Source organism: Geodermatophilus siccatus, assembly GCF_900103785.1.
GTDB classification, from domain to species: domain Bacteria; phylum Actinomycetota; class Actinomycetes; order Mycobacteriales; family Geodermatophilaceae; genus Geodermatophilus; species Geodermatophilus siccatus.
Genome location: NZ_FNHE01000007.1, coordinates 17,516 through 37,229, shown reverse-complemented (window position 1 = coordinate 37,229; position 19,714 = coordinate 17,516). Strand labels below are relative to the sequence as shown.

At 75.6% G+C, this 19,714-nt stretch carries 16 protein-coding genes; 15 read left to right on the top strand and 1 reads right to left on the bottom strand.

The window, feature by feature from the left end:
• The first annotated feature begins 5 nt into the window (after positions 1-5).
• The 15 genes from BLS21_RS13945 to BLS21_RS13875 all read left to right on the top strand — a co-directional run bounded on the left by BLS21_RS13945 (position 6) and on the right by BLS21_RS13875 (position 16,388).
• Positions 6-1,574, top strand: coding sequence for a UDP-N-acetylmuramoyl-L-alanyl-D-glutamate--2,6-diaminopimelate ligase (locus tag BLS21_RS13945; protein ID WP_091219317.1), 1,569 nt, complete (start codon positions 6-8; stop codon positions 1,572-1,574).
• Positions 1,575-1,579: 5 nt separating this feature from the next.
• A complete protein-coding gene (locus BLS21_RS13940) occupies positions 1,580-2,989 on the top strand; it encodes a UDP-N-acetylmuramoyl-tripeptide--D-alanyl-D-alanine ligase (RefSeq protein WP_245700416.1) in 1,410 nt (469 codons plus the stop codon).
• Positions 2,986-4,065, top strand: a complete 1,080-nt coding sequence (gene mraY, locus BLS21_RS13935) for a phospho-N-acetylmuramoyl-pentapeptide-transferase (protein ID WP_091219311.1) — start codon at positions 2,986-2,988, stop codon at positions 4,063-4,065. Before BLS21_RS13940 ends, mraY begins: the two co-directional genes overlap by 4 nt.
• 176 nt (positions 4,066-4,241) lie before the next feature.
• Positions 4,242-5,768 carry a putative lipid II flippase FtsW gene (gene ftsW / locus BLS21_RS13930; protein WP_245700414.1) on the top strand — a complete coding sequence of 509 codons (1,527 nt, stop codon included), beginning with the start codon at positions 4,242-4,244 and terminating at the stop codon, positions 5,766-5,768.
• Positions 5,765-6,865: an undecaprenyldiphospho-muramoylpentapeptide beta-N-acetylglucosaminyltransferase gene (gene murG, locus BLS21_RS13925; protein WP_091219309.1), complete on the top strand. Its 1,101-nt coding sequence runs from the start codon at positions 5,765-5,767 to the stop codon at positions 6,863-6,865. The genes ftsW and murG overlap by 4 nt, the downstream gene beginning before the upstream one ends.
• A gap of 76 nt (positions 6,866-6,941) precedes the next feature.
• Positions 6,942-8,399, top strand: coding sequence for a UDP-N-acetylmuramate--L-alanine ligase (gene murC / locus BLS21_RS13920; RefSeq protein ID WP_091219306.1), 1,458 nt, complete (start codon positions 6,942-6,944; stop codon positions 8,397-8,399).
• The gene (locus BLS21_RS13915; RefSeq protein ID WP_245700412.1) at positions 8,396-9,208 is read left to right on the top strand and encodes a cell division protein FtsQ/DivIB; all 813 of its coding nucleotides are present in this window, start codon (positions 8,396-8,398) and stop codon (positions 9,206-9,208) included. Before murC ends, BLS21_RS13915 begins: the two co-directional genes overlap by 4 nt.
• A gap of 168 nt (positions 9,209-9,376) precedes the next feature.
• On the top strand, positions 9,377-9,961 hold the full coding sequence (locus BLS21_RS13910) for a peroxidase-related enzyme (protein WP_091219304.1): 585 nt from the start codon (positions 9,377-9,379) through the stop codon (positions 9,959-9,961).
• A 358-nt stretch (positions 9,962-10,319) separates the two neighbouring features.
• Positions 10,320-11,603, top strand: coding sequence for a cell division protein FtsZ (gene ftsZ / locus BLS21_RS13905; protein ID WP_091219301.1), 1,284 nt, complete (start codon positions 10,320-10,322; stop codon positions 11,601-11,603).
• Between the two features lie 111 nt (positions 11,604-11,714).
• Positions 11,715-12,446: a peptidoglycan editing factor PgeF gene (pgeF, locus tag BLS21_RS13900; RefSeq protein ID WP_175479569.1), complete on the top strand. Its 732-nt coding sequence runs from the start codon at positions 11,715-11,717 to the stop codon at positions 12,444-12,446.
• Between the two features lie 151 nt (positions 12,447-12,597).
• On the top strand, positions 12,598-13,302 hold the full coding sequence (locus tag BLS21_RS13895) for a YggS family pyridoxal phosphate-dependent enzyme (protein ID WP_091219298.1): 705 nt from the start codon (positions 12,598-12,600) through the stop codon (positions 13,300-13,302).
• Between the two features lie 67 nt (positions 13,303-13,369).
• On the top strand, positions 13,370-14,179 hold the full coding sequence (gene sepF, locus BLS21_RS26230; RefSeq protein WP_091219296.1) for a cell division protein SepF: 810 nt from the start codon (positions 13,370-13,372) through the stop codon (positions 14,177-14,179).
• A 55-nt stretch (positions 14,180-14,234) separates the two neighbouring features.
• The gene (locus BLS21_RS13885; protein ID WP_091219293.1) at positions 14,235-14,534 is read left to right on the top strand and encodes a YggT family protein; all 300 of its coding nucleotides are present in this window, start codon (positions 14,235-14,237) and stop codon (positions 14,532-14,534) included.
• A 103-nt stretch (positions 14,535-14,637) separates the two neighbouring features.
• Positions 14,638-15,366 (top strand): DivIVA-like cell division protein Wag31, encoded by a 729-nt coding sequence (wag31, locus tag BLS21_RS13880; RefSeq protein WP_091219290.1) that lies wholly within the window; start codon positions 14,638-14,640, stop codon positions 15,364-15,366.
• 218 nt (positions 15,367-15,584) lie between these two features.
• A complete protein-coding gene (locus tag BLS21_RS13875) occupies positions 15,585-16,388 on the top strand; it encodes a hypothetical protein (RefSeq protein ID WP_139177118.1) in 804 nt (267 codons plus the stop codon).
• 119 nt (positions 16,389-16,507) lie between these two features.
• Here the strand turns inward: BLS21_RS13875 and ileS are convergent, their stop codons facing one another.
• The gene (gene ileS / locus BLS21_RS13870; RefSeq protein WP_091219285.1) at positions 16,508-19,684 is read right to left on the bottom strand and encodes an isoleucine--tRNA ligase; all 3,177 of its coding nucleotides are present in this window, start codon (positions 19,682-19,684) and stop codon (positions 16,508-16,510) included.
• Between the last annotated feature and the right edge of the window lie 30 nt (positions 19,685-19,714).

Here is a 19,714-nt window from a genome sequence, read left to right as displayed (position 1 = left end):
GTCCCGTGAGCGAGAGCGGGAGGGAGACGACGCCCCGGCCGACGGGGGCCGACCCGCTGACCCTCGCCGACCTCGCCGACCTGCTCGGCCCGCCCGTCCAGGGCGACCCCGGCACCTCGGTCAGCGGCGTGACGCTGGCGTCGGCGGAGGTCGGACCCGGGGACCTCTACGCCGCCCTGCCCGGCGCCCGCACCCACGGGGCGCGGTACGCCGCCGACGCCGCGGCGCGCGGCGCGGTCGCCGTCCTCACCGACCCCACCGGCCGCGACGAGGCCGCCGCCACCGGGCTGCCGGTGTGCGTCGTCGAGGACCCCCGCGGGCTGCTCGGCGCGGTCGCGGCGCGCGTCTACGGGGAGCCGGCCCGGCGCCTGCAGGTCATCGGGATCACCGGCACCAACGGCAAGACCACGACCAGCTACCTGGTCGAGGCGGGCCTCGTCGCCGCCGGCCGCGGCACCGGCCTGGTGGGCACCGTGGAGACCCGCACCCGCGGCTCGGCCCCGGACGGGACGCCGACGGTCACCACCCTGCCCAGCGTGCGGACGACGCCGGAGGCCCCCGCCCTGCACGCGCTGCTGGCCCGGATGGTCGACTCCGGCGTGCAGACGGTGGTCATGGAGGTCTCCAGCCACGCCCTGGTCCTCGGCCGGGTCGGCGGCATCCCGTTCGCCGCGGCCGGGTTCACCAACCTCGGCCGCGACCACCTGGACTTCCACACCGACCTCGAGGACTACTTCCAGGCCAAGGCCCGCCTCTTCGACGGCCGCGCCGCCGTCGAGGTGGTGGACGTCGACGACGCGCACGGGCGGCGGCTGGCCGGCATGCTCGGCGGCCGCGCGGTCACCGTCTCCATCGAGCGCGGCGACGCCGACTGGACGGCGACCGACCTCGTCCCCGACCCCACCGGCGGGACGGCGTTCACGCTGACCGGGCCGGACGGGCGCTCCTGGCCGGCCCGGGTGCGGCTGCCCGGCCGGTTCAACGTCGCCAACGCCGTGCTCGCCGTGGCGCTGCTCGACGCGGTCGGCGTCCCGGTCGAGACGGCGCTGACCGGGCTGGCCGGGACGGTGGTGCCCGGCCGGATGGAGCCGGTGGACGCCGGCCAACCGTTCGTCGCCGTCGTCGACTACGCGCACACCCCGGACGCCGTCGCCACGGCGCTGGCCGCGCTGCGCGCCTCGACCCCGGGCCGGGTGATCACCGTGCTGGGCTGCGGCGGCGACCGCGACCCCGGCAAGCGGCCGGCGATGGGGGAGGCCGCGGCCCGCGGCAGCGACCTGCTGGTCGTCACCGACGACAACCCCCGCTCCGAGGACCCCGCCGCGATCCGCGCGGCGATGCTGGCCGGCGTCCCCGCCGACCGGCGCGGCGACGTGCTGGAGATCGGCGACCGCCGCGCCGCCATCGCCGCCGCCGTCGCCCGCGCCCGGCCCGGCGACGCCGTCCTCGTGGCCGGCAAGGGCCACGAGACCGGCCAGGAGGTGGCCGGCACCCTGCACCCGTTCGACGACCGCGCCGTGCTGCGCGAGGCCCTGGCGCGGTGCGCGCCGGCCGGAGTGGAGCCTCCAGCGTGATCCAGATGACCCTGTCCGAGGTGGCCGGGGCGGTCGGTGGCCGCCTGACCCGCGGCGACGGAGCCGTCACCGGCGTCACCGTCGACTCCCGCGCCGTGGCGCCCGGCGACCTGTTCGTCGCCGTGCCGGGGGAGCGGGTCGACGGGCACGACTTCCTCGGTGCCGCCGCGGCCGCCGGCGCGGTCGCCGCGCTGACCACCCGCCCCGACGACGTGCTGCCCTGCGTGGTCGTCGACGAGCCGGTGGCTGCGCTCGGCCGGCTGGCCGCCGCGGTGCACACCCGGCTGGCGGGCGCGGGTGGGGCGCGAGGGCACCGCCTGACCACCGTGGGGATCACCGGCTCCTCGGGCAAGACCAGCACCAAGGACCTGCTCGGCCAGGTGCTGGCCACCGCGGGCCCCACGGTCAGCCCGCCGGGCTCGTACAACAACGACATCGGCCTGCCGCTCACCGTGCTCGACGCCGACGAGCACACCCGCTTCCTCGTGCTCGAGATGGGCTCGCGCGGGCGCGGTCACATCGCCCGCCTGTGCCGGGTGGCCCGCCCCGACGTCGGCGTCGTCCTCAACGTCGGCTCGGCGCACCTGGGCGAGTTCGGCTCGGCCGACGGGATCGCCGTCGCCAAGGGCGAGCTGGTCGAGGCGCTGCCGCCCGAGGGCACCGCCGTCCTCAACGCCGACGACCCGCGGGTGGTCGGCATGGCGCCGCGCACCCGGGCCCGCGTGGTGACCACCGGCAGGTCCCCGGACGCCGACGTCCGCGCGGAGGACGTCGTCCTCGACGAGGCCGGCCGGGCCGGCTTCACGCTGGTCACCGGCGGCGTCCGCGCGGCGGTGCGGCTGCAGGTCGTCGGCGCCCACCAGGTCGCCAACGCCCTGTCGGCCGCCGGCGCCGCGCTGGCCGCCGGGATGACGCCGGAGGACGTCGCCGCCGCGCTGTCGGCCGCCGTGCCGCGCAGCCGCTGGCGGATGGAGGTCACCCGCCGGGACGACGGCGTGACCGTGGTCAACGACGCCTACAACGCCAACCCCGAGTCGATGCGCGCCGCGCTGGCCGCGCTGGCCGGGCTGCCGGCGCGGCGGCGGGTCGCCGTGCTCGGGGCGATGGCCGAACTCGGCCCCGGCGCCGCCGAGGAGCACGAGCGGCTGGGCCGGGACGCCGTGGCCGCCGGGGTGGACCTCGTCGTGGCCGTCGGCCCCGATGCGGTAGGGATAGCCGACGGGGCGCTCGCCGTGGGGGCGCGCGAGGACCGCGACGCGGAGCAGGGCGCCGTGCGCGTGCCCGACCGGGCCGCTGCCCGGGAACTGCTGACGGAGGTGCTGGTGCCCGGTGACGTCGTGCTGGTGAAGGCCAGCCGGTCCTACGGGCTCGAGGTGCTCGCGGCCGACCTGCTCGACACCGGGGCAGGCGCGTGAGGTCGATCCTGATCGCGGCCGCGTTCGGGCTGATCATCTCGATCCTGGCCACGCCGGTCGCCGTCCACCTGTTCCGCCGCAAGGGCTTCGGCCAGGAGATCCGCGACGACGGGCCCGAGAGCCACCTGGCGAAGAAGGGCACGCCCACCATGGGCGGCACCGTCATCGTCGGGGCCACCGTCGGGGGCTACTTCATCGCCCACCTGTTCCTGATCGACCAGCCCGGCCGCGGGCCGTCGGCCAGCGGGCTGCTCGTGCTCCTCCTGATGGTGGGCCTGGGCACCGTCGGGTTCCTCGACGACTACCTGAAGATCCGCTTCCGGCGCAGCCTCGGGCTGAACAAGACCGCCAAGCTGGTCGGTCAGCTGGTGGTCGGCGTGGCCTTCGCCGTCCTGGCGCTGAACTTCCCGGACGAGGCCGGCATCACCCCGGCCTCGGAGTTCGTCTCCTACGTCCGCGACATCGGCCCGCTGTTCCTCGGGTCGATCGGTTTCGTGGTCCTGGCCTACCTGTTCATCGCCGGGTTCTCCAACGCGGTGAACCTGACCGACGGTCTCGACGGGCTCGCCGCCGGCTGCTCGGCGATGGTCTGCGGCGCCTACACGATCATCTCGTTCTGGCAGTTCACGCACGACTGCACCAGCGAGTTCCTCGACGGCTGCTACACCGTCCGGGACCCGCTCGACGTCACCCTGGTCGCCGCCGCCGGGCTCGGCGCCTGCCTGGGCTTCCTGTGGTGGAACACCAGCCCGGCCCGGATCTTCATGGGCGACACCGGCTCGCTCGCGCTCGGCGGGCTGCTGGCCGGCCTGGCCGTGGTGACCCGCACCGAGCTGCTGCTCGTCGTGCTCGGCGGGCTGTTCGTCGCGGTCACGCTCTCGGTGGTCATCCAGGTGGCCTTCTTCCGCGCCACCCGCCGCCGGGTGTTCCGGATGGCCCCGCTGCACCACCACTTCGAGCTGGCCGGCTGGACCGAGAACACGGTGATCGTCCGCTTCTGGCTGGTGACCGGGATGTCGGTGGCCTTCGGGCTGGGCCTGTTCTACGCCGACTGGCTGGCCATCGCGGGCCTGTGAGGAAGGACCACCCTCCCCCCACGCCGCGTCGGCCCCCTGCAGGGTCCCGGCGCGAGCTCGCGAGTGCCGGGGGGCAGGGGGTCCCTCTGCTGGAGGACGGCCGTGCCAGCACCTCACCGCTGCGACACGCCCGCACGGTGCGCCGGGGAACCGGCCCCAGCGGCGACGATGGCCGGATGGAGTCCTCCGGCGTCCCGACCGTTCCCGGACGGCGCCGGACCGGGGCGACCGGGCGCAGGACGCCGGTCCGCCGGTTCGCGCCGCCGCCCTGGCTCGACGGCCCCATGACCAGCTTCCAGCTGGTCGTCGGCGCGGCCGGCATGCTCCTGGCCATCGGGCTGGTCATGGTCTTCTCCGCCTCGGCGATCGAGGCCGCGCTCAACGACCAGCCCGCCTGGCGGCCCGGCGTCGACCAGGTCGTCTTCGCCCTCATCGGGCTGGGCGCGCTGCTGGTGGCGGTGCGGCTGCCGGTCGGGCTGGTGCGCCGCTGGGCGCCGATCGCGCTGCTCGTCGCGGCGGTGCTGCTGGTCGCGGTGCTCGTCCCCGGCATCGGCATGCAGCTCAACGGCTCCCGGGCCTGGATCGACCTGGGCTTCACCAACTTCCAGCCCTCGGAGCTGGCCAAGCTGGTGTTCGCGCTGTGGGGCGCGCACATCCTGGCGATGCGCGACCGCTTCCTCACCGTCCGGACGCTGCTGGTCCCGCTGCTGCCGGTGTTCGCCGTCCTGTCGCTGCTGCTCATCCTCGAGCCGGACTTCGGCGGGGTGGTCAGCCTCGGCCTGGTGCTGGTCGGCCTGCTCTGGGCCGGCGGCCTGCCGCGCCTCTGGTTCGCCGGGTTCATCGCCGCCGGGGTCGCGGCCGTGGCCCTCATGGTCGCCGTCGCCCCGTACCGCATGGAGCGGGTCACCTCGTTCCTCGACCCGTTCGCCGACCCGTCCGACACCGGTTTCCAGGCCATCCGCGGCTTCTACGCGCTCGCGACCGGCGGGCTGTGGGGCGTGGGGCTGGGCAACAGCGCGATGAAGTGGAACCTGCTGCCCGAGGCCGAGTCCGACTACATCTTCGCGATCATCGGCGAGGAGCTCGGCTTCCTCGGCTGCCTGGTCGTGGTCGCCCTCTACGGCGTGCTGGCCTGGGCCGGCTTCCGGATCGCCCGGCGCACGGCCGACCGCTTCGTGCAGCTGGCCTGCGTGGCGATCACCGTGTGGTTGGTCGGCCAGGCGGCGCTCAACATGGGCTACGTGGTGGGTCTGCTGCCGGTCACCGGCCTGACGCTGCCGCTGGTCTCCGCCGGCGGCACCTCGCTGGTGCTGACCCTGTTCATCGTGGGCCTGCTCATCCGCTTCGCCCGCTCCGAGCCCGAGGCGGTCGAGCACCTGCGCCGGGCCGAGCGCGGCCGGCTGTCCCGCTGGCTGCTGCCGGTGCCCGAGCAGGCCGTCGACGCGGTGCGCCCGCGCCGCGCCCGCCGTCCCGAGCGGCCGGCCGAGGACCGCGCGTCCGGGCGTCCCGCCCGCCGCACCGCCGTCCCCGGGGCACGCACCGTCGCCCGCGTCGTCCCCGTCCCGCCGGGCGAGCGCGCCCCGCGCGAGCGGGTGCCCGCCCGCGAGCGGCGGACGACGGAGGCCCGCGGCCGGGTGCCCGAGGCGCGCCGGCAGCCGCCGCCCCGGGCCCGCGCCACCGAGTCCTCGCGGCGGCCGCGGTGAGCGTCAGCGTCGTCCTCGCGGGCGGCGGTACCGGCGGCCACATCGAGCCGATGCTCGCCCTCGCCGACGCGCTGCTGCGCCGTGGCGCGGTGGAGGGCGGGCTGCGGATCACCTGCCTGGGCACCCCGCGGGGGATGGAGTCCCGGCTGGTCCCCGCCCGCGGCTACGACCTGCGGCTCATCCCGCCGGTGCCGCTGCCGCGCAAGCCGACCGTCGACCTGCTGCGGGTGCCCGGCCGGGTGGTCCGCTCGGTGTCCGAGACGCGGGCCCTGCTGCGCGAGCTGTCCGCGGACGTCGTCGTCGGCTTCGGCGGCTACGTGGCGCTGCCGGCCTACCTGGCCGCCCGCCGGGAGCGGGTGCCGGTCGTCGTGCACGAGCAGAACGCGCTGCCGGGCCTGGCCAACCGGGTCGGCGCGCGGGTCGCCGCGCGGGTCGCGGTCACCGCGCCCGGGACGCCACTGCGCGGGGCCGAGCACGTCGGCATGCCGCTGCGGACGGCGATCAGCACCCTGGACCGCCCGGCCCGCAGGGCCGAGGCCCGCGCCGCCTTCGGCCTGGACCCCGACCGGCCCACGCTGCTGGTCTTCGGCGGGTCGCAGGGCGCGGCCTCGCTCAACCGGGCCGCCGTGGGCGCCGCCGACGCGCTCACCGCGGCCGGGGTGCAGGTGCTGCACGCCCGCGGGCCCAAGAACACCGACGTGACCGTGCCGCCGCGCGCGCCCGGGCACGCCCCCTACGTCGTCGTCGACTACCTCGAGCGCATGGACCTCGCCTACGCCGCCGCCGACCTGGCCCTGTGCCGGTCCGGCGCGGTGACGGTGGCCGAGCTGTCCGCGGTCGGGCTGCCCGCGGTGTTCGTGCCGCTGCCGATCGGCAACGGAGAGCAGCGGCTCAACGCGCTGCCCGTCGTCGAGGCGGGAGGGGGACTGCTGGTGGACGACGTCGACCTGTCACCGTCCTGGATCGAGGAGCACGTCATCCCGATGGTCACCGACCCGGCCTCGCTGGCCCGGTACGCCGCGCACGCCGCGGCCGCCGGCGCCCGGGACGCCGACGAGCGCCTGGCCGACATCGTGCTGGAGGTGGCGACGAAGTGAGCGAGCCCGCGAGCTCACCCGGGGACACGGCAGCGCAGGCGCGAACGCGACCGACGAGCGCCGGCGAGGAGGACCAGTGAGCGCCGCTGCGGTGGCCGCGTGGGCCGACCCGGTGCCGGGCCTCGAGGAGCTCGGCGCGGTGCACTTCATCGGCATCGGTGGGGCCGGGATGAGCGGCATCGCCCGCATCCTGCTGGCCCGCGGCGTCCCGGTCTCCGGCAGCGACCGCCGCGACACCCCGACCTTGCTGGCGCTGCGGGCCCTGGGCGCCCGGGTGGAGCTCGGCCACGACCCGGCGAACCTCGGGGACGCCGACACCGTCGTCGTCTCCACCGCGATCCGCGACGACAACCCCGAGCTCGCCGCGGCCCGCGAGCGGGGCCTGCGGGTGCTGCCCCGCGCGGTGGCGCTGGCCGCGGTGATGGCCGGCAAGCGCAGCGTCGCCGTGGCCGGCACGCACGGGAAGACCTCGACGACCTCGATGCTCACCGTCGCGGTGCAGGCCTGCGGCGTGGACCCCTCCTTCGCCATCGGCGGGGACCTCAACGAGTCGGGCAGCAACGCGCACGCCGGCGAGGGCGACGTCTTCGTCGCCGAGGCCGACGAGAGCGACCGCTCCTTCCTGCTGCTGGCCCCGCACGGCGCGATCGTCACCAACGTCGAGGCCGACCACCTGGACAACTACGGCGACCTGGCCGCGGTGGAGGCGGCCTTCGACCGGTTCCTGCAGACGATCGACCCGGCCGGCTTCCTCGTGCTGTGCGCCGACGACCCCGGCGCGGCCCGGCTGCGCACCGTGCCCACCCCGGCGCGGGTGCGCACCTACGGCACGGACGAGGACAGCGACCTGCGGCTGGTCGACGTCGAGGTCGGGCCGGAGACCACCGACTGGACCGCCGTCCTCGACGGCGAGGTGCTCGGCCGGGTGTCGATCCGGGTGCCCGGCGAGCACATGGCCCGCAACAGCGCCGCCGCCCTGCTGGCCGGGCTCGAGCTGGGCCTGCCCGCCGAGGGCCTGATCGCCGGGCTCGGCCGCTTCGGCGGCGTGCACCGGCGCTTCGAGCTCAAGGGCAGCGTCGGCGGGGTGCGGGTCTACGACGACTACGCCCACCACCCGACCGAGGTGGAGGCCCAGCTGCGCGCCGCGCGGGCGGTCGCCGGCGCCGGCCGGGTGGTCGTGGCCTTCCAGCCGCACCTGTACAGCCGCACCCGGGAGTTCGCCGCCGCGTTCGGCGCGGCGCTCGGCCTGGCCGACGAGGTCGTGGTCATGGACGTCTACGGCGCCCGCGAGGACCCGGTCCCCGGCGTCACCGGCGCGATGGTGGCCGACGCCGTGGCCCTGCCGGCCGGGCGGGTGCACTTCGAGCCGTCCTGGTCGGCGGCCGCCCCGGCACTGGCCGAACGGGCGCGGCCCGGCGACCTGGTGATCACCATGGGCGCGGGCAACGTCTCGATGGTCGGCCCGGAGGTGCTCGAGGCGCTGCGAGCCCGGTTCGCGCCGGAGGGTGGCGGCCCGGGGGGTCCTGCGCGGTGAGCCGCTCGGGGACGACCACCAGCGACCGCGCGCGCGGCGGGGGGTCCTCCCGGGCCGGCACCGAGGCGCGTCCCCGCCGCCGTCCGGTCGCCCGCCGCCCGTCGAGTCGCCACCCGGCGGCCCGCCGGCGACGGCTGCTCGTCCGCGGCGGCGTGCTCGTCGCGGTGCTCGGCCTGCTGGCGTGGCTGCTGTGGGGGAGTCCCGTGCTGGCCGTCTCCACCGTGCGGGTGGACGGCGCCGGCACGCTGACCGCCGCCGAGGTCGTCGACGTCGCCGGCATCGACGAGGGGACGCCGCTGCTGCGCGTCGACGTCGACGCCGCCGAGGCCCGGGTCGCCCGCCTGCCGCAGGTGGCCGACGTCGAGGTGACCCGCGGCTGGCCGCGCAGCGTCGTCGTCACCGTGGTCGAGCGGGTGCCGGTCGCGGTGGTGGAGGAGGCCGGCACGCGCACGCTGGTCGACCCCGACGGGGTCCTCTTCGACACGGTCACCGGCTATCCGCCGGTCGGCGTGGTGCCCCTCGACGTCGCCGACCCCGGCCCCGAGGACCGCGCCACCCGAGCGGCGCTGTCGGCCCTGGTCGCGCTGCCGCGTGACGTCCGCGTCGACCTGGCCGAGGCCCGGGCGACCAGCGCGGAGGACGTCACGTTCACCCTCGAGGACGGCACCACCGTGCTCTGGGGCAGCGAGGAACGGGCCCACGACAAGGCCGACGCGCTGGTCGCGCTGCTGGGGCAGCTGGAGGCCGGGAGGCTCGAGCCGGCCGGGACCATCGACGTCAGCACGCCGGCGGCGGTCGTCCTCCGGTGACGGAAGGACCCCGTCCCGAGTCTCGGCTCCCTCCTGGCGTGCCCTGGGCTCACGAGGGGCTCGGGGAGGGGGTCCTTCGTCGCGGGGTGAGGAGGGCGGGGTCCCTCCGGGGCCGGCGGGGTCGCCCGGAGGGTGGCCGGGGCAGGTCCGGTGGGAGAGGGTGGCCCGGTGAGCACCGGGCCGATCAGCCGCTTCCCCGTCCCCCCGCGCGAGGAGCTGCCCGAGCAGCTGCGCGAGCGCTACGCCGACGTCGAGGAGCGCGCGGGCTTCCTGCCCAACGTCTTCGCCGCCCTGGCCTGGCGCCCGGCCGAGGCGGCCGCCTTCTTCGCGCTGCACGACGCGGTCATGGACAAGGACACGCCGGGGCTGTCCACGGCCGACCGGGAGCTCGTCGTGGTCGCCACCAGCGCGGCCAACGGCTGCCTGTACTGCGTGGTCGCCCACGGGGCGATCGCCCGGATCCGCGCCCGCGACCCGTACCTGGCCGACCAGGTCGCCGTCGACTGGCGCAAGGCGCCGGTGTCGGAGCGCCTGCACGCGGTGCTCGAGGTCGCCGTGCGCCTGGCGGTGGACCCGGCGGCGGTCACCGCCGCCGACCTCGACCGGCTGCGCGGCCACGGCCTGACCGAGGACGACGTGTGGGACGTCGGGGCGATCGTGTCGTTGTTCGCCCTGTCCAACCGGCTGGCGCACTGGGCGGCGATCCCGCCGAACGAGGAGTTCTTCCTGATGGGGCGCGTCCCGCGGCAGTAGCGGGGACTGCGCTGGGTCGCCGTCCGGTGTCTCGGCGTGTCCGTCAGCAACGGACTCCGACACGCGCGGCGACGCGACACGCCCGACACGGCAGATCACTTCCGGAGTTCCCGGTGCCGGGCATGTCACGGCCCTCGACCCGGACGTGAGACGTGCAGCGGGCGGGTCGTCACGGACGGTGGTGCAGGTGTGACCAGCGAGTCGCCCGAGATCGGTGGGGACACGCGTGTTCGACACGCCGGGCCCGGGAGGGTGCTTGTAGGGCCCGTGAACGCCCACCTAACTTCGTGCGCGTCGACCCAGTTGACATAACTATAAGGCTTTACTTGAGGATGAGGGTCGAGGTCGGGAGCCCCACATGACACCTCCGCACAACTACCTCGCGGTCATCAAGGTCGTCGGCATCGGCGGCGGCGGGGTGAACGCGGTCAACCGCATGATCGAGGTCGGCCTCAAGGGGGTCGAGTTCATCGCGATCAACACCGACGCGCAGGCGCTGTTGATGAGCGACGCCGACGTCAAGCTCGACGTCGGCCGCGAGCTCACCCGCGGTCTCGGCGCGGGCGCGCAGCCCGACGTCGGCCGCCAGGCCGCCGAGGACCACCGCGAGGAGATCGAGGAGGTGCTCAAGGGCGCCGACATGGTCTTCGTGACCGCCGGCGAGGGCGGCGGCACCGGCACCGGTGGCGCGCCGGTCGTCGCCTCGATCGCCCGCAAGCTCGGCGCGCTGACCATCGGCGTGGTCACCCGCCCGTTCTCCTTCGAGGGCAAGCGGCGGGCCGTGCAGGCCGAGTCGGGCATCGAGGAGCTGCGCAACGAGTGCGACACGCTCATCGTCATCCCCAACGACCGGCTGCTGCAGCTCGGTGACCGGAACGTCAGCGTCATGGACGCCTTCCGGACCGCCGACCAGGTGCTGCTCTCCGGTGTCCAGGGCATCACCGACCTGATCACCACGCCCGGTCTGATCAACCTGGACTTCGCCGACGTCAAGTCGGTCATGTCCGGCGCCGGGTCGGCGCTCATGGGCATCGGCAGCGCGCGCGGGGACAACCGGGCGCTGCTGGCTGCCGAGCAGGCGATCGCCAGCCCGCTGCTGGAGGCCTCGATGGAGGGCGCCCACGGCGTGCTGCTGTCCATCTCCGGTGGCTCGGACCTCGGCCTGTTCGAGATCAACGAGGCCGCCTCGCTGGTCTCCGACGCCGCGCACGCCGACGCCAACATCATCTTCGGTGCGGTGATCGACGACGCCCTCGGCGACGAGGTGCGGGTCACCGTCATCGCCGCCGGCTTCGACGGCGGCAAGCCGCAGGGCCGCAAGGAGGCCGGCATCGCCTCGGTGCACGGCGCTGCCCCGGTGGCCCCGCCGACCACCCCCCGGATGCCGGTGGTGCAGCCGCCGCCGGTCGCCGGCGTCCCGACCGGGGAGCGGCTGGTCGGCTCGGCGCAGCCGCAGCAGGCCCAGGCCACCCCGCCGTCGACGTCCCAGCTGCCCGGCCGGCCGGCCACCGGCGGCGGGATCACCGTGCCGCCGCTGCCGCCCGTCCCGGGCGCGAACACGAATGCCGCCGCGGGCCGGCGTCCGCTGTCCAACGAGGACTTCGAGGAGGAGCTCGACATCCCGGAGTTCCTCCGCCAGTGACAGTCGAAGGACCCCGTCCTCCTCATCCCTCGCACGCTCGGGACGAGCCTCGGACGGGGCCGTGCGGGCCCCTGGAAGGAAGCCGTCCCCGTCCCTCGCCATGATGGGCGCATGACCTCCACCCCGGCCGCCTCGTCGGCGGTGCGACCCCGACGGGTCGTCACCGACCGGCGGGGCGGCCGGTCCGTCTCCCCCTACGACTCCTTCAACCTCGGCTCGCACGTCGGCGACGACCCCGTCGCCGTCGCCGCCAACCGCGAGCGGCTGGCCCGCGAGCTGGGCGTCGCCGCCGACCGGCTGGTGTGGATGGACCAGGTGCACGGCGCGCGGGTCGCCGTCGTCGACGGTCCGGTCGAGGGCCCGCTGGAGGGCACCGACGCCGTCGTCACCCGGACCCCGGGACTGGTGCTGTGCGCCCTGGTCGCCGACTGCGTCCCGGTCCTGCTCGCCGACGCCACCGCCGGCGTCGTGGCCGCGGTGCACGCCGGCCGCGAGGGGGTGCGTGGCGGCGTCGTCCCCGCCGCGCTGGCCGCCATGGTGGAGCTGGGCAGCCGCTCCGCCGACGTCACCGCGCTGCTCGGCCCCGCCGTCTGCGGCGCCTGCTACGAGGTGCCGCGGGCGATGCAGGTCGAGGTGGCCCGGGTGGCGCCCGCCGCGGCGGTGCGCACCCGCAGGGGGACGCCGGGGCTGGACCTGCGGGCCGGGCTGGCCGAGGTGCTGCGCGGCGCCGGCGTCGGGCAGGTCGTGCACGACCCGCGGTGCACCGTCGAGGACCGCTTCCTCTTCTCCCACCGCCGCGACGGCGTCACCGGCCGCCAGGCCGGGGTCGTCTGGATCGGCTGAGCCCTGTCGGACCGAGTGCGACGAACTCGTGGTCGTGGGCGCCCGATGGCCACGCGTTCGATGGCCACGCGTTCGTCGCACTCGACGCGGTCACCCGACGTCGCGGCCGACCGAGCACGCGGACCTGCACGGCGCGGGGGAGGATCCGGCCGTGACCTCTCCGGCCGACCGCCTGCAGGCCGTCCGCGACCGCATCGCCGCCGCGGCGCGCGCCGCGGGCCGGGACCCCGCCGAGGTGGCGCTGGTGGCGGTGAGCAAGACCTGGCCCGCGGCCGCCGTCCGCGAGCTGGCCGCCCTCGGCCAGGCCGATTTCGGGGAGAACCGCGCCCAGGAGCTCACCGGCAAGGCCGCCGAGCTCGCCGACCTGCCGCTGCGCTGGCACTTCGTCGGCCAGCTGCAGCGCAACAAGGCCGCGGCGGTCGCCCGCCTGGGCGCCGTCGTGCACTCGGTCGACCGGGTCTCGCTGGCCCGCACGCTGGCCCGGGTCGGCGGAGAGACCGGTCGACCGGTCGAGGTGTTCGTCCAGGTCGACCTCGGCGGGCCCGAGGGGGAGCTGGCCGCCCGCGGCGGGGCCGACCCCGCCGACGTCCCCGCGCTGGCCGACGCCGTCGCCGCCGAGGAGGGCGTCGTCCTGCGCGGCCTCATGGCGGTCGCCCCCCGGAGTGCCGAGCCGGGCCCGGCCTTCGCGCGGCTGGCCGCGCTCGCCGAGCGGGTCCGGGCCGACCACCCGGAGGCGCGCCACCTCTCCGCCGGGATGAGCGCGGACCTCGAGGAGGCGGTCGCGGCCGGCAGCACCCTCGTGCGTGTCGGAACCGCGCTGTTCGGGACGCGGCCCCTACCCTCCCCGGAGGACTAGTCACACCAGTCACACGGGTCCCAGCAGCCCGGGTGGCCACGCGCGCGTACGGAGAAGGGCAGGGCTGATGGCCGGAGCCATGCGGAAGATGGGCATCTACCTCGGACTCGTGGAGGACGACGACGCCCGGGCCTACGGCCGGTACGACACCCGCCAGGCGGACGCCGACCACTACGACCGCCTCGAGGACCGCCGGTACTCCCGGTACGCCTCCGAGGGCGGCTACGCCGCCGACAACGGTTACGACGACCGCTACGACGTCGGGGACCGCTACGAGCCCGACTACCGCGACGGCGACTTCCGGGCCGACGACCGCCACTACGCCGACCTCGACGCCGACCTGCCGCCGGCGCCGGACCCCGAGCCGCTCGCGCTGCCGCGGCGTCCCGCGGCCAACCGCAACCTGGGTCTCGCGCCCGGCCCGGGCGGCGCCACCGCCTCCCGCGTCGGCGGGCCGGCCGGCGCCGGTCCCGCGTCGATCCCCGGCCCGGCGACCCCGGTGTCCGGCTCGGTGGCTGCCGCGGGCCTCGCCGTCCGCGAGCAGGTCGCCGCCGCGCCCGAGCCGGCCCCGGCGCCCGCGCCCGCTCCGGCGCCGCAGCCCTACCGGATCACCACGCTGCACCCGCGCACGTACAACGAGGCCCGCCAGATCGGCGAGAGCTTCCGCGACGGCAAGCCGGTGATCATGAACCTCACCGAGATGGACGACGCCGACGCCAAGCGGCTCGTCGACTTCGCTGCGGGTCTGTCGTTCGGGCTGCGCGGTAGCATCGAGCGCGTCACGAACAAGGTGTTCCTGCTCAGCCCGCGGGACGTCGACGTGACGGCCGAGGACAAGGCGCGGATCCGCGAGGGTGGTTTCGCCGCCGAGTCCTGAGACTGGTGGCAGGACCGGACCGGCACCCCCGGGTGCCCTTGGACGAGCGAGGACCGTGGCTCTCTTCTGGAACATCCTCTCGTCGGTCCTGCTCGTCTTCCTCGTGCTGCTCTTCGCACGGTTCGTCGTCGACTGGGTGATGGTGCTGGCGCGCAGCTGGCGTCCGTCCGGGCTGGTGGCGGCGGGTCTCGAGGTCGTCTACGCGACCACCGACCCACCGCTCAAGGCGATCCGGAAGGTGATCCCGCCCCTCAACCTGGGGTCGATCCGCCTGGACCTCGCGTTTATGGTTCTCCTGATCGCCGTGTACATCCTGCGTGGCATCGTGGACAGCCTCGCGCTCGGCGCCGCGTGACCGTTGCCCCTGACCGGGGCGGTGGCCCCGGAGGCCGGTCGGAGCCGTCCGCCGCTCGTCCGACGTCGTCCCTGTCCCCGTTGTCCGACCCGAGGTGAAGTCGATGCCACTCACGCCTGCCGACGTGCACAACGTCGTCTTCAAGAAGCCCCCCATCGGCAAGCGGGGCTACGACGAGGACGAGGTGGATGCCTTCCTCGACGTCGTGGAGGCCGAGCTGGCGCGGCTGATCGAGGAGAACAACGAACTGCGCGCGGGCTCCGCGACCGGGCGCACCCCGCGCGCCGTCGAGGCACCCGAGCCGCCGGCCCCGGCGCCCGCCGCCGCACCGCCGCCCCCGCCGGCGCCGGTCCGCGAGGACGACAGCGCCCGCGCGTCGCGCATGCTGGCCCTGGCCACGGAGACCGCCGACAAGTACGTCAACGAGGCCAAGGCCCAGGCCGACCAGATGGTGGTCGCGGCCAGGACCAACAGCGAGCGCATGGTCAACGACGCGCGGGCCAAGAGCGAGCAGATGGTCAGCGAGGCCAAGATGCGCGCCGACTCCATGGTCAACGACGCCCGCACCCGGGCCGACACGATGGAGCGCGAGGCCCGCGCCAAGGCCGCCGCGCTCGACGCGGACGCCGAGCGCCGGCACAACGAGGTGATGGGTTCGCTGGAGGAGAAGCGCAGCAGCCTGGAGCGCAAGATCGAGGAGCTGCGCACCTTCGAGCGCGAGTACCGCACCCGGCTGCGCTCCTACCTCGAGTCGCACCTGCGCGACCTCGACAGCCGCGGTTCGGCGGAGCCGGCCTCCAGCAGCCGGCAGAACCAGCACGCCAGCGCCTGACGCAGGCCCCCTGCCCCCCCCCCGCCACTCGCAGGCTCGCGGGCGGGACCCTGCAGGGGGACCGCCCCTCCTCCCCGCGCCTCGCAGGCTCAGGCGAGGGCCCCGGGAGGGCGGCCGTCCCCACACCGCACGACAGGGCCCCCGGACACCGTCCGGGGGCCCTGTCGCGTCCCGGGTCCGTGGCGGCCCGCGGCTGTGTTCCCGGCTACAGTCGGCGCGTGGTCTTGGCTGCGGGTCTGCTGGTCCTGCTGGGCCTGGGCCTGTTCGTCGGCGGCGTCGTCACCGGCACGACGGCGCTCTACTGGGCCTGCGTGGCGGCGTGCGGGCTCGCCGCCGTCCTGCTGGTCGTGGCGCGGGTGCGCACGGCGCGGGAGGCCGGTGACTTCGACCGCCGCGCGGCGCAGGCCCCCGCACGGGCGGACGCGGCCGGTTCCCGCCCACCCGAGGTGCGCCGCACGGCGCGGCAACCGGCGGTGCCGCCCGAGGAGCGCGCCCCGGCCGCCGAGCCGGTGGAGCGGACGCCGGAGGCCCCGCTCCGCCCGGCCGGCGCGACGGCGGTCCGGGTGACGGAGCCCGACCGTGCGCCAGAGCCGGCGGCCGACCGCGAGCCCGAGCCGCTCAGCGCCCGGGCACCCGCCGAGGAGTCACCGGTCGAGCCGGTGCCCGCGTTCCCGGCGGCCCCCCTCGGCAACGGCCACCTCGCCGACGGCGCGCCGGCGCGTCGCGGCGCCCACGAGCCGCGTGAGACACCCGCGGACCCGGTCACGGGGGAGCCCGGCGAGGAGGACGTCGAGGTCACCGACCTGCTGCTCGTGGTGGACCTCGACGACGAGGTCCTGGTCGTCGACGAGCACCCGCGCTACCACCTGCCCGGCTGCCCGTCCCTCGAGGGCCGCGAGGGGATCGGCCTGCCCATGGTCGAGGCGCGCACCGACGGCTTCACCCCCTGCGCCACCTGCCGCCCGGTGCGGCACCTGGCCGACACCGAGCGCTCCCGCCGGCAGGCAGCCCGCGACAACTGAGGAAGGACCCCCCGCCCCCACGGCCCCCCTCCAGGTCCCGCCGCGAGCTCGCGAGGGGTGGGGGGAGAGGGTCCTCCTCCCCCTGCAGGGGGCCGATCCCGAGGGGTCCGTCGTTCCGCTCAGGCGCCTGCGCGGGCCACCCAGAACCGCGAGCCGGCCGGGCCCTCGACGCCCTCGCCGTCGCCGGGCTGCTGCGCGTGCACGCGGACGGCGAGCACCTCGTCGGCCACCTGGTCGCCGTGCTCGGTGAGCGCCTGGGCCATCGAGTCGTCCGCCGTCCACCACAGCTCGATGCGGTCGCTGACGGCCAGCCCGCCGTTCTTGCGGGCCTCCTGCACCAGCCGCACGGCCTCGCGGACCAGTCCGGCCCGCTCCAGCTCCGGCGTCAGCTCCAGGTCCAGCGCGACGGTCAGCCCGCCGCCGCTGGCCACGGTCCAGCCCTCGCGCGGCGTCTCGGTGACGACCAGGTCGCCGTCCTGCAGCGGCACGGCCGCCCCGTCGACCTCGACCGACGCCGTCCCGGCGCGGTAGGCGGCCACCAGGGCCGGCGCGTCGGCGGCGGCGACCGCCCTGGCCACCGCCTGCACCTGCTTGCCCAGCCGGCGGCCGACCGCTCGGAAGTCGACCTTGACGCTCACGTCGACCAGGTCGCCGCCGACCGCGGAGAGGTCCATCAGCTCGGACACGTTCAGCTCGTCGGCGACCTCGGCCACCAGGTCCCGCGGCAGCTCGGCCCAGACCGGCGCCGCGACGACGGCGCGGGCCAGCGGCTGGCGGGTGCGCACCTTGGCCGAGGTGCGCGCCGAGCGGCCCAGCTCGACCAGCCGGCGCACCAGCGCCACCTGCTCGACGAGCGCGGCGTCCCGGGCGTCCTCGTCCACCTGCGGCCAGGAGGCCAGGTGCACGCTGTCGACCGCGTCCGTCAGTCCCGGAGCCACCGCCCGGGACCACACCTCCTCGGTGACGAACGGCGTGAACGGCGCCATCAGCCGGGTCAGCACGTCGAGCACCTCGTGCAGCGTGGCCAGCGCCGCGGGGTCGCCGTCCCAGAACCGCCGCCGCGAGCGGCGCACGTACCAGTTGGACAGGTCGTCGACGAACTGCGCGATCAGCCGCCCGGCGCCCTGGGTGTCGAAGTCCTCGAGCGCGGCGGTGACGCCCTCGGTGACCTCCGCCAGGGTGGCCAGCGCCCAGCGGTCCAGCAGCGGCCGCTCGGCCCGCGCCGGGACGGGGCCGGAGGCCGTGCCGTCCCCTCGCCCGCCCGCCGGGTCCCACCCGTTGGTCTCGGCGTACAGGGTGAAGAAGCTGGCGGTGTTCCAGTAGGTGAGCAGCACCTTGCGGACCACCTCGGACAGCGTCTCGTGCCCGACCCGGCGGGCCGACCACGGCGAGCCGCCGGCCAGCATGAACCAGCGGACGGCGTCGGCGCCGTGCCGGTCCATCAGCGGGATGGGCTCGAGGATGTTGCCCAGGTGCTTGCTCATCTTCCGGCCGTCCTCGGCCAGGATGTGGCCCAGGCACAGCACGTTCTCGTACGAGCTCTTGTCGAAGACGAGCGTGCCGACGGCCATCAGCGAGTAGAACCAGCCGCGGGTCTGGTCGATGGCCTCGCAGATGAACTGCGCCGGGTAGGCGGCCTCGAACTCCGCCTGGTTGCGGTACGGCGCGCCCCACTGGGCGAAGGGCATGGAGCCGGAGTCGTACCAGGCGTCGATGACCTGCGGCACCCGCCGGTAGGTGCCCTCCTCGCCGGGCAGCGTGAAGGTCACCTCGTCGATGAACGGCCGGTGCGGGTCGAGGTCGGACAGGTCGCGGCCGGTCAGCTCGGAGAGCTCGGCCAGCGACCCGACGACGACCATGCGCTGCGGGTCGGCGTCGTTGCGCCAGACCGGCAGCGGGGTGCCCCAGTACCGGTCGCGCGACAGCGCCCAGTCGACGTTGTTGCGCAGCCAGTCGCCGTAGCGGCCCCACTGGATGTGCTCGGGGTGCCAGTGCGTCTTCTCGTTCTCGGCGAGCAGCCGGTCCTTGACCGCGCTGGTGCGGATGTACCAGGACGGCTGCGCGTAGTACATGAGCGGCGTGTGGCAGCGCCAGCAGTGCGGGTAGGTGTGCTCGTAGCGCTGCTCGCGCCACAGCACGCCGCGGGCCTGCAGGTCCTCGACCAGCGCGGGGTCGGCGGCCTTGAAGAAGTGCCCGCCCACCAGGGGGACGTCGGCCAGGAAGTGCCCGGTCGCGTCGATCGGGTTGACCACCGGCAGGCCGTAGGACCGGCAGACGGCGAGGTCGTCGGCGCCGAACGCGGGGGACTGGTGCACCAGCCCGGTGCCGTCGTCGGTGGTGACGTAGTCGGCCAGGACGACGAAGTGCGCGTCCTCCCCCTCGGGGAAGTCGACCAGCTCGAAGGGCCGCTGGTAGTGCACCCGCTCCCAGTCGCGACCGGTCGTGCGGGCCAGCACCTCGACGTCGTCGGTCCCGCCGAACACCGACGCGAGCAGCGGCTCGGCGACGACGAGGGTGTCGTTGCCGCGCCGGGCGACGACGTAGGGGACGTCGGGGTTGACCGCCACCGCGGTGTTGCTGGGCAGCGTCCACGGCGTCGTCGTCCAGACCAGCAGGTCGGCCCGGCCGGCCCACTCGCCGTCGGTGACCGGCAGCCGCACGTAGACCGAGGGGTCGGTGATCGACTCGTAGCCCTGGGCCACCTCGTGGTCGGACAGCCCGGTGCCGCAGCGCGGGCAGTACGGCGCGACCCGGTGGTCCTCGACCAGCAGGCCCTTCTGGAACACCTGCTTGAGCGACCACCACACGCTCTCGATGTAGTGGGGGTCCATCGTCCAGTAGGCCGTGGAGAAGTCGACCCAGAAACCCATCCGCCGGGTGAGGTCGGAGAAGTCCGCGACGTGCCGCTCGACGGACTCCCGGCAGCGGGCGTTGAACTCGGCGATGCCGTAGCGCTCGATGTCGGGCTTGCCGGCGAAGCCGAGCTCCTGCTCGACGGCGATCTCGACCGGCAGGCCGTGGCAGTCCCAGCCGGCGCGGCGGGGCACGTGCCAGCCCTGCATGGTCTTGAAGCGCGGGAAGACGTCCTTGAACGCGCGCGCCTCGATGTGGTGCGTGCCGGGGCGGCCGTTGGCGGTCGGCGGTCCCTCGTAGACGTTCCACTGCGGCCGGTCGGCGGTGGCCTCCAGCGTGCGGGCGAAGACCTTGTCGGCCTCCCAGCGACCCAGGATCTCCTGCTCCAGGGCGGGCAGGTCGACCTGAGGGGGCAGCGCGCGGAAGGGGCCGGGTGAGCTCACGCCGCGATTCTCCCACCCCGCGCGACCCGG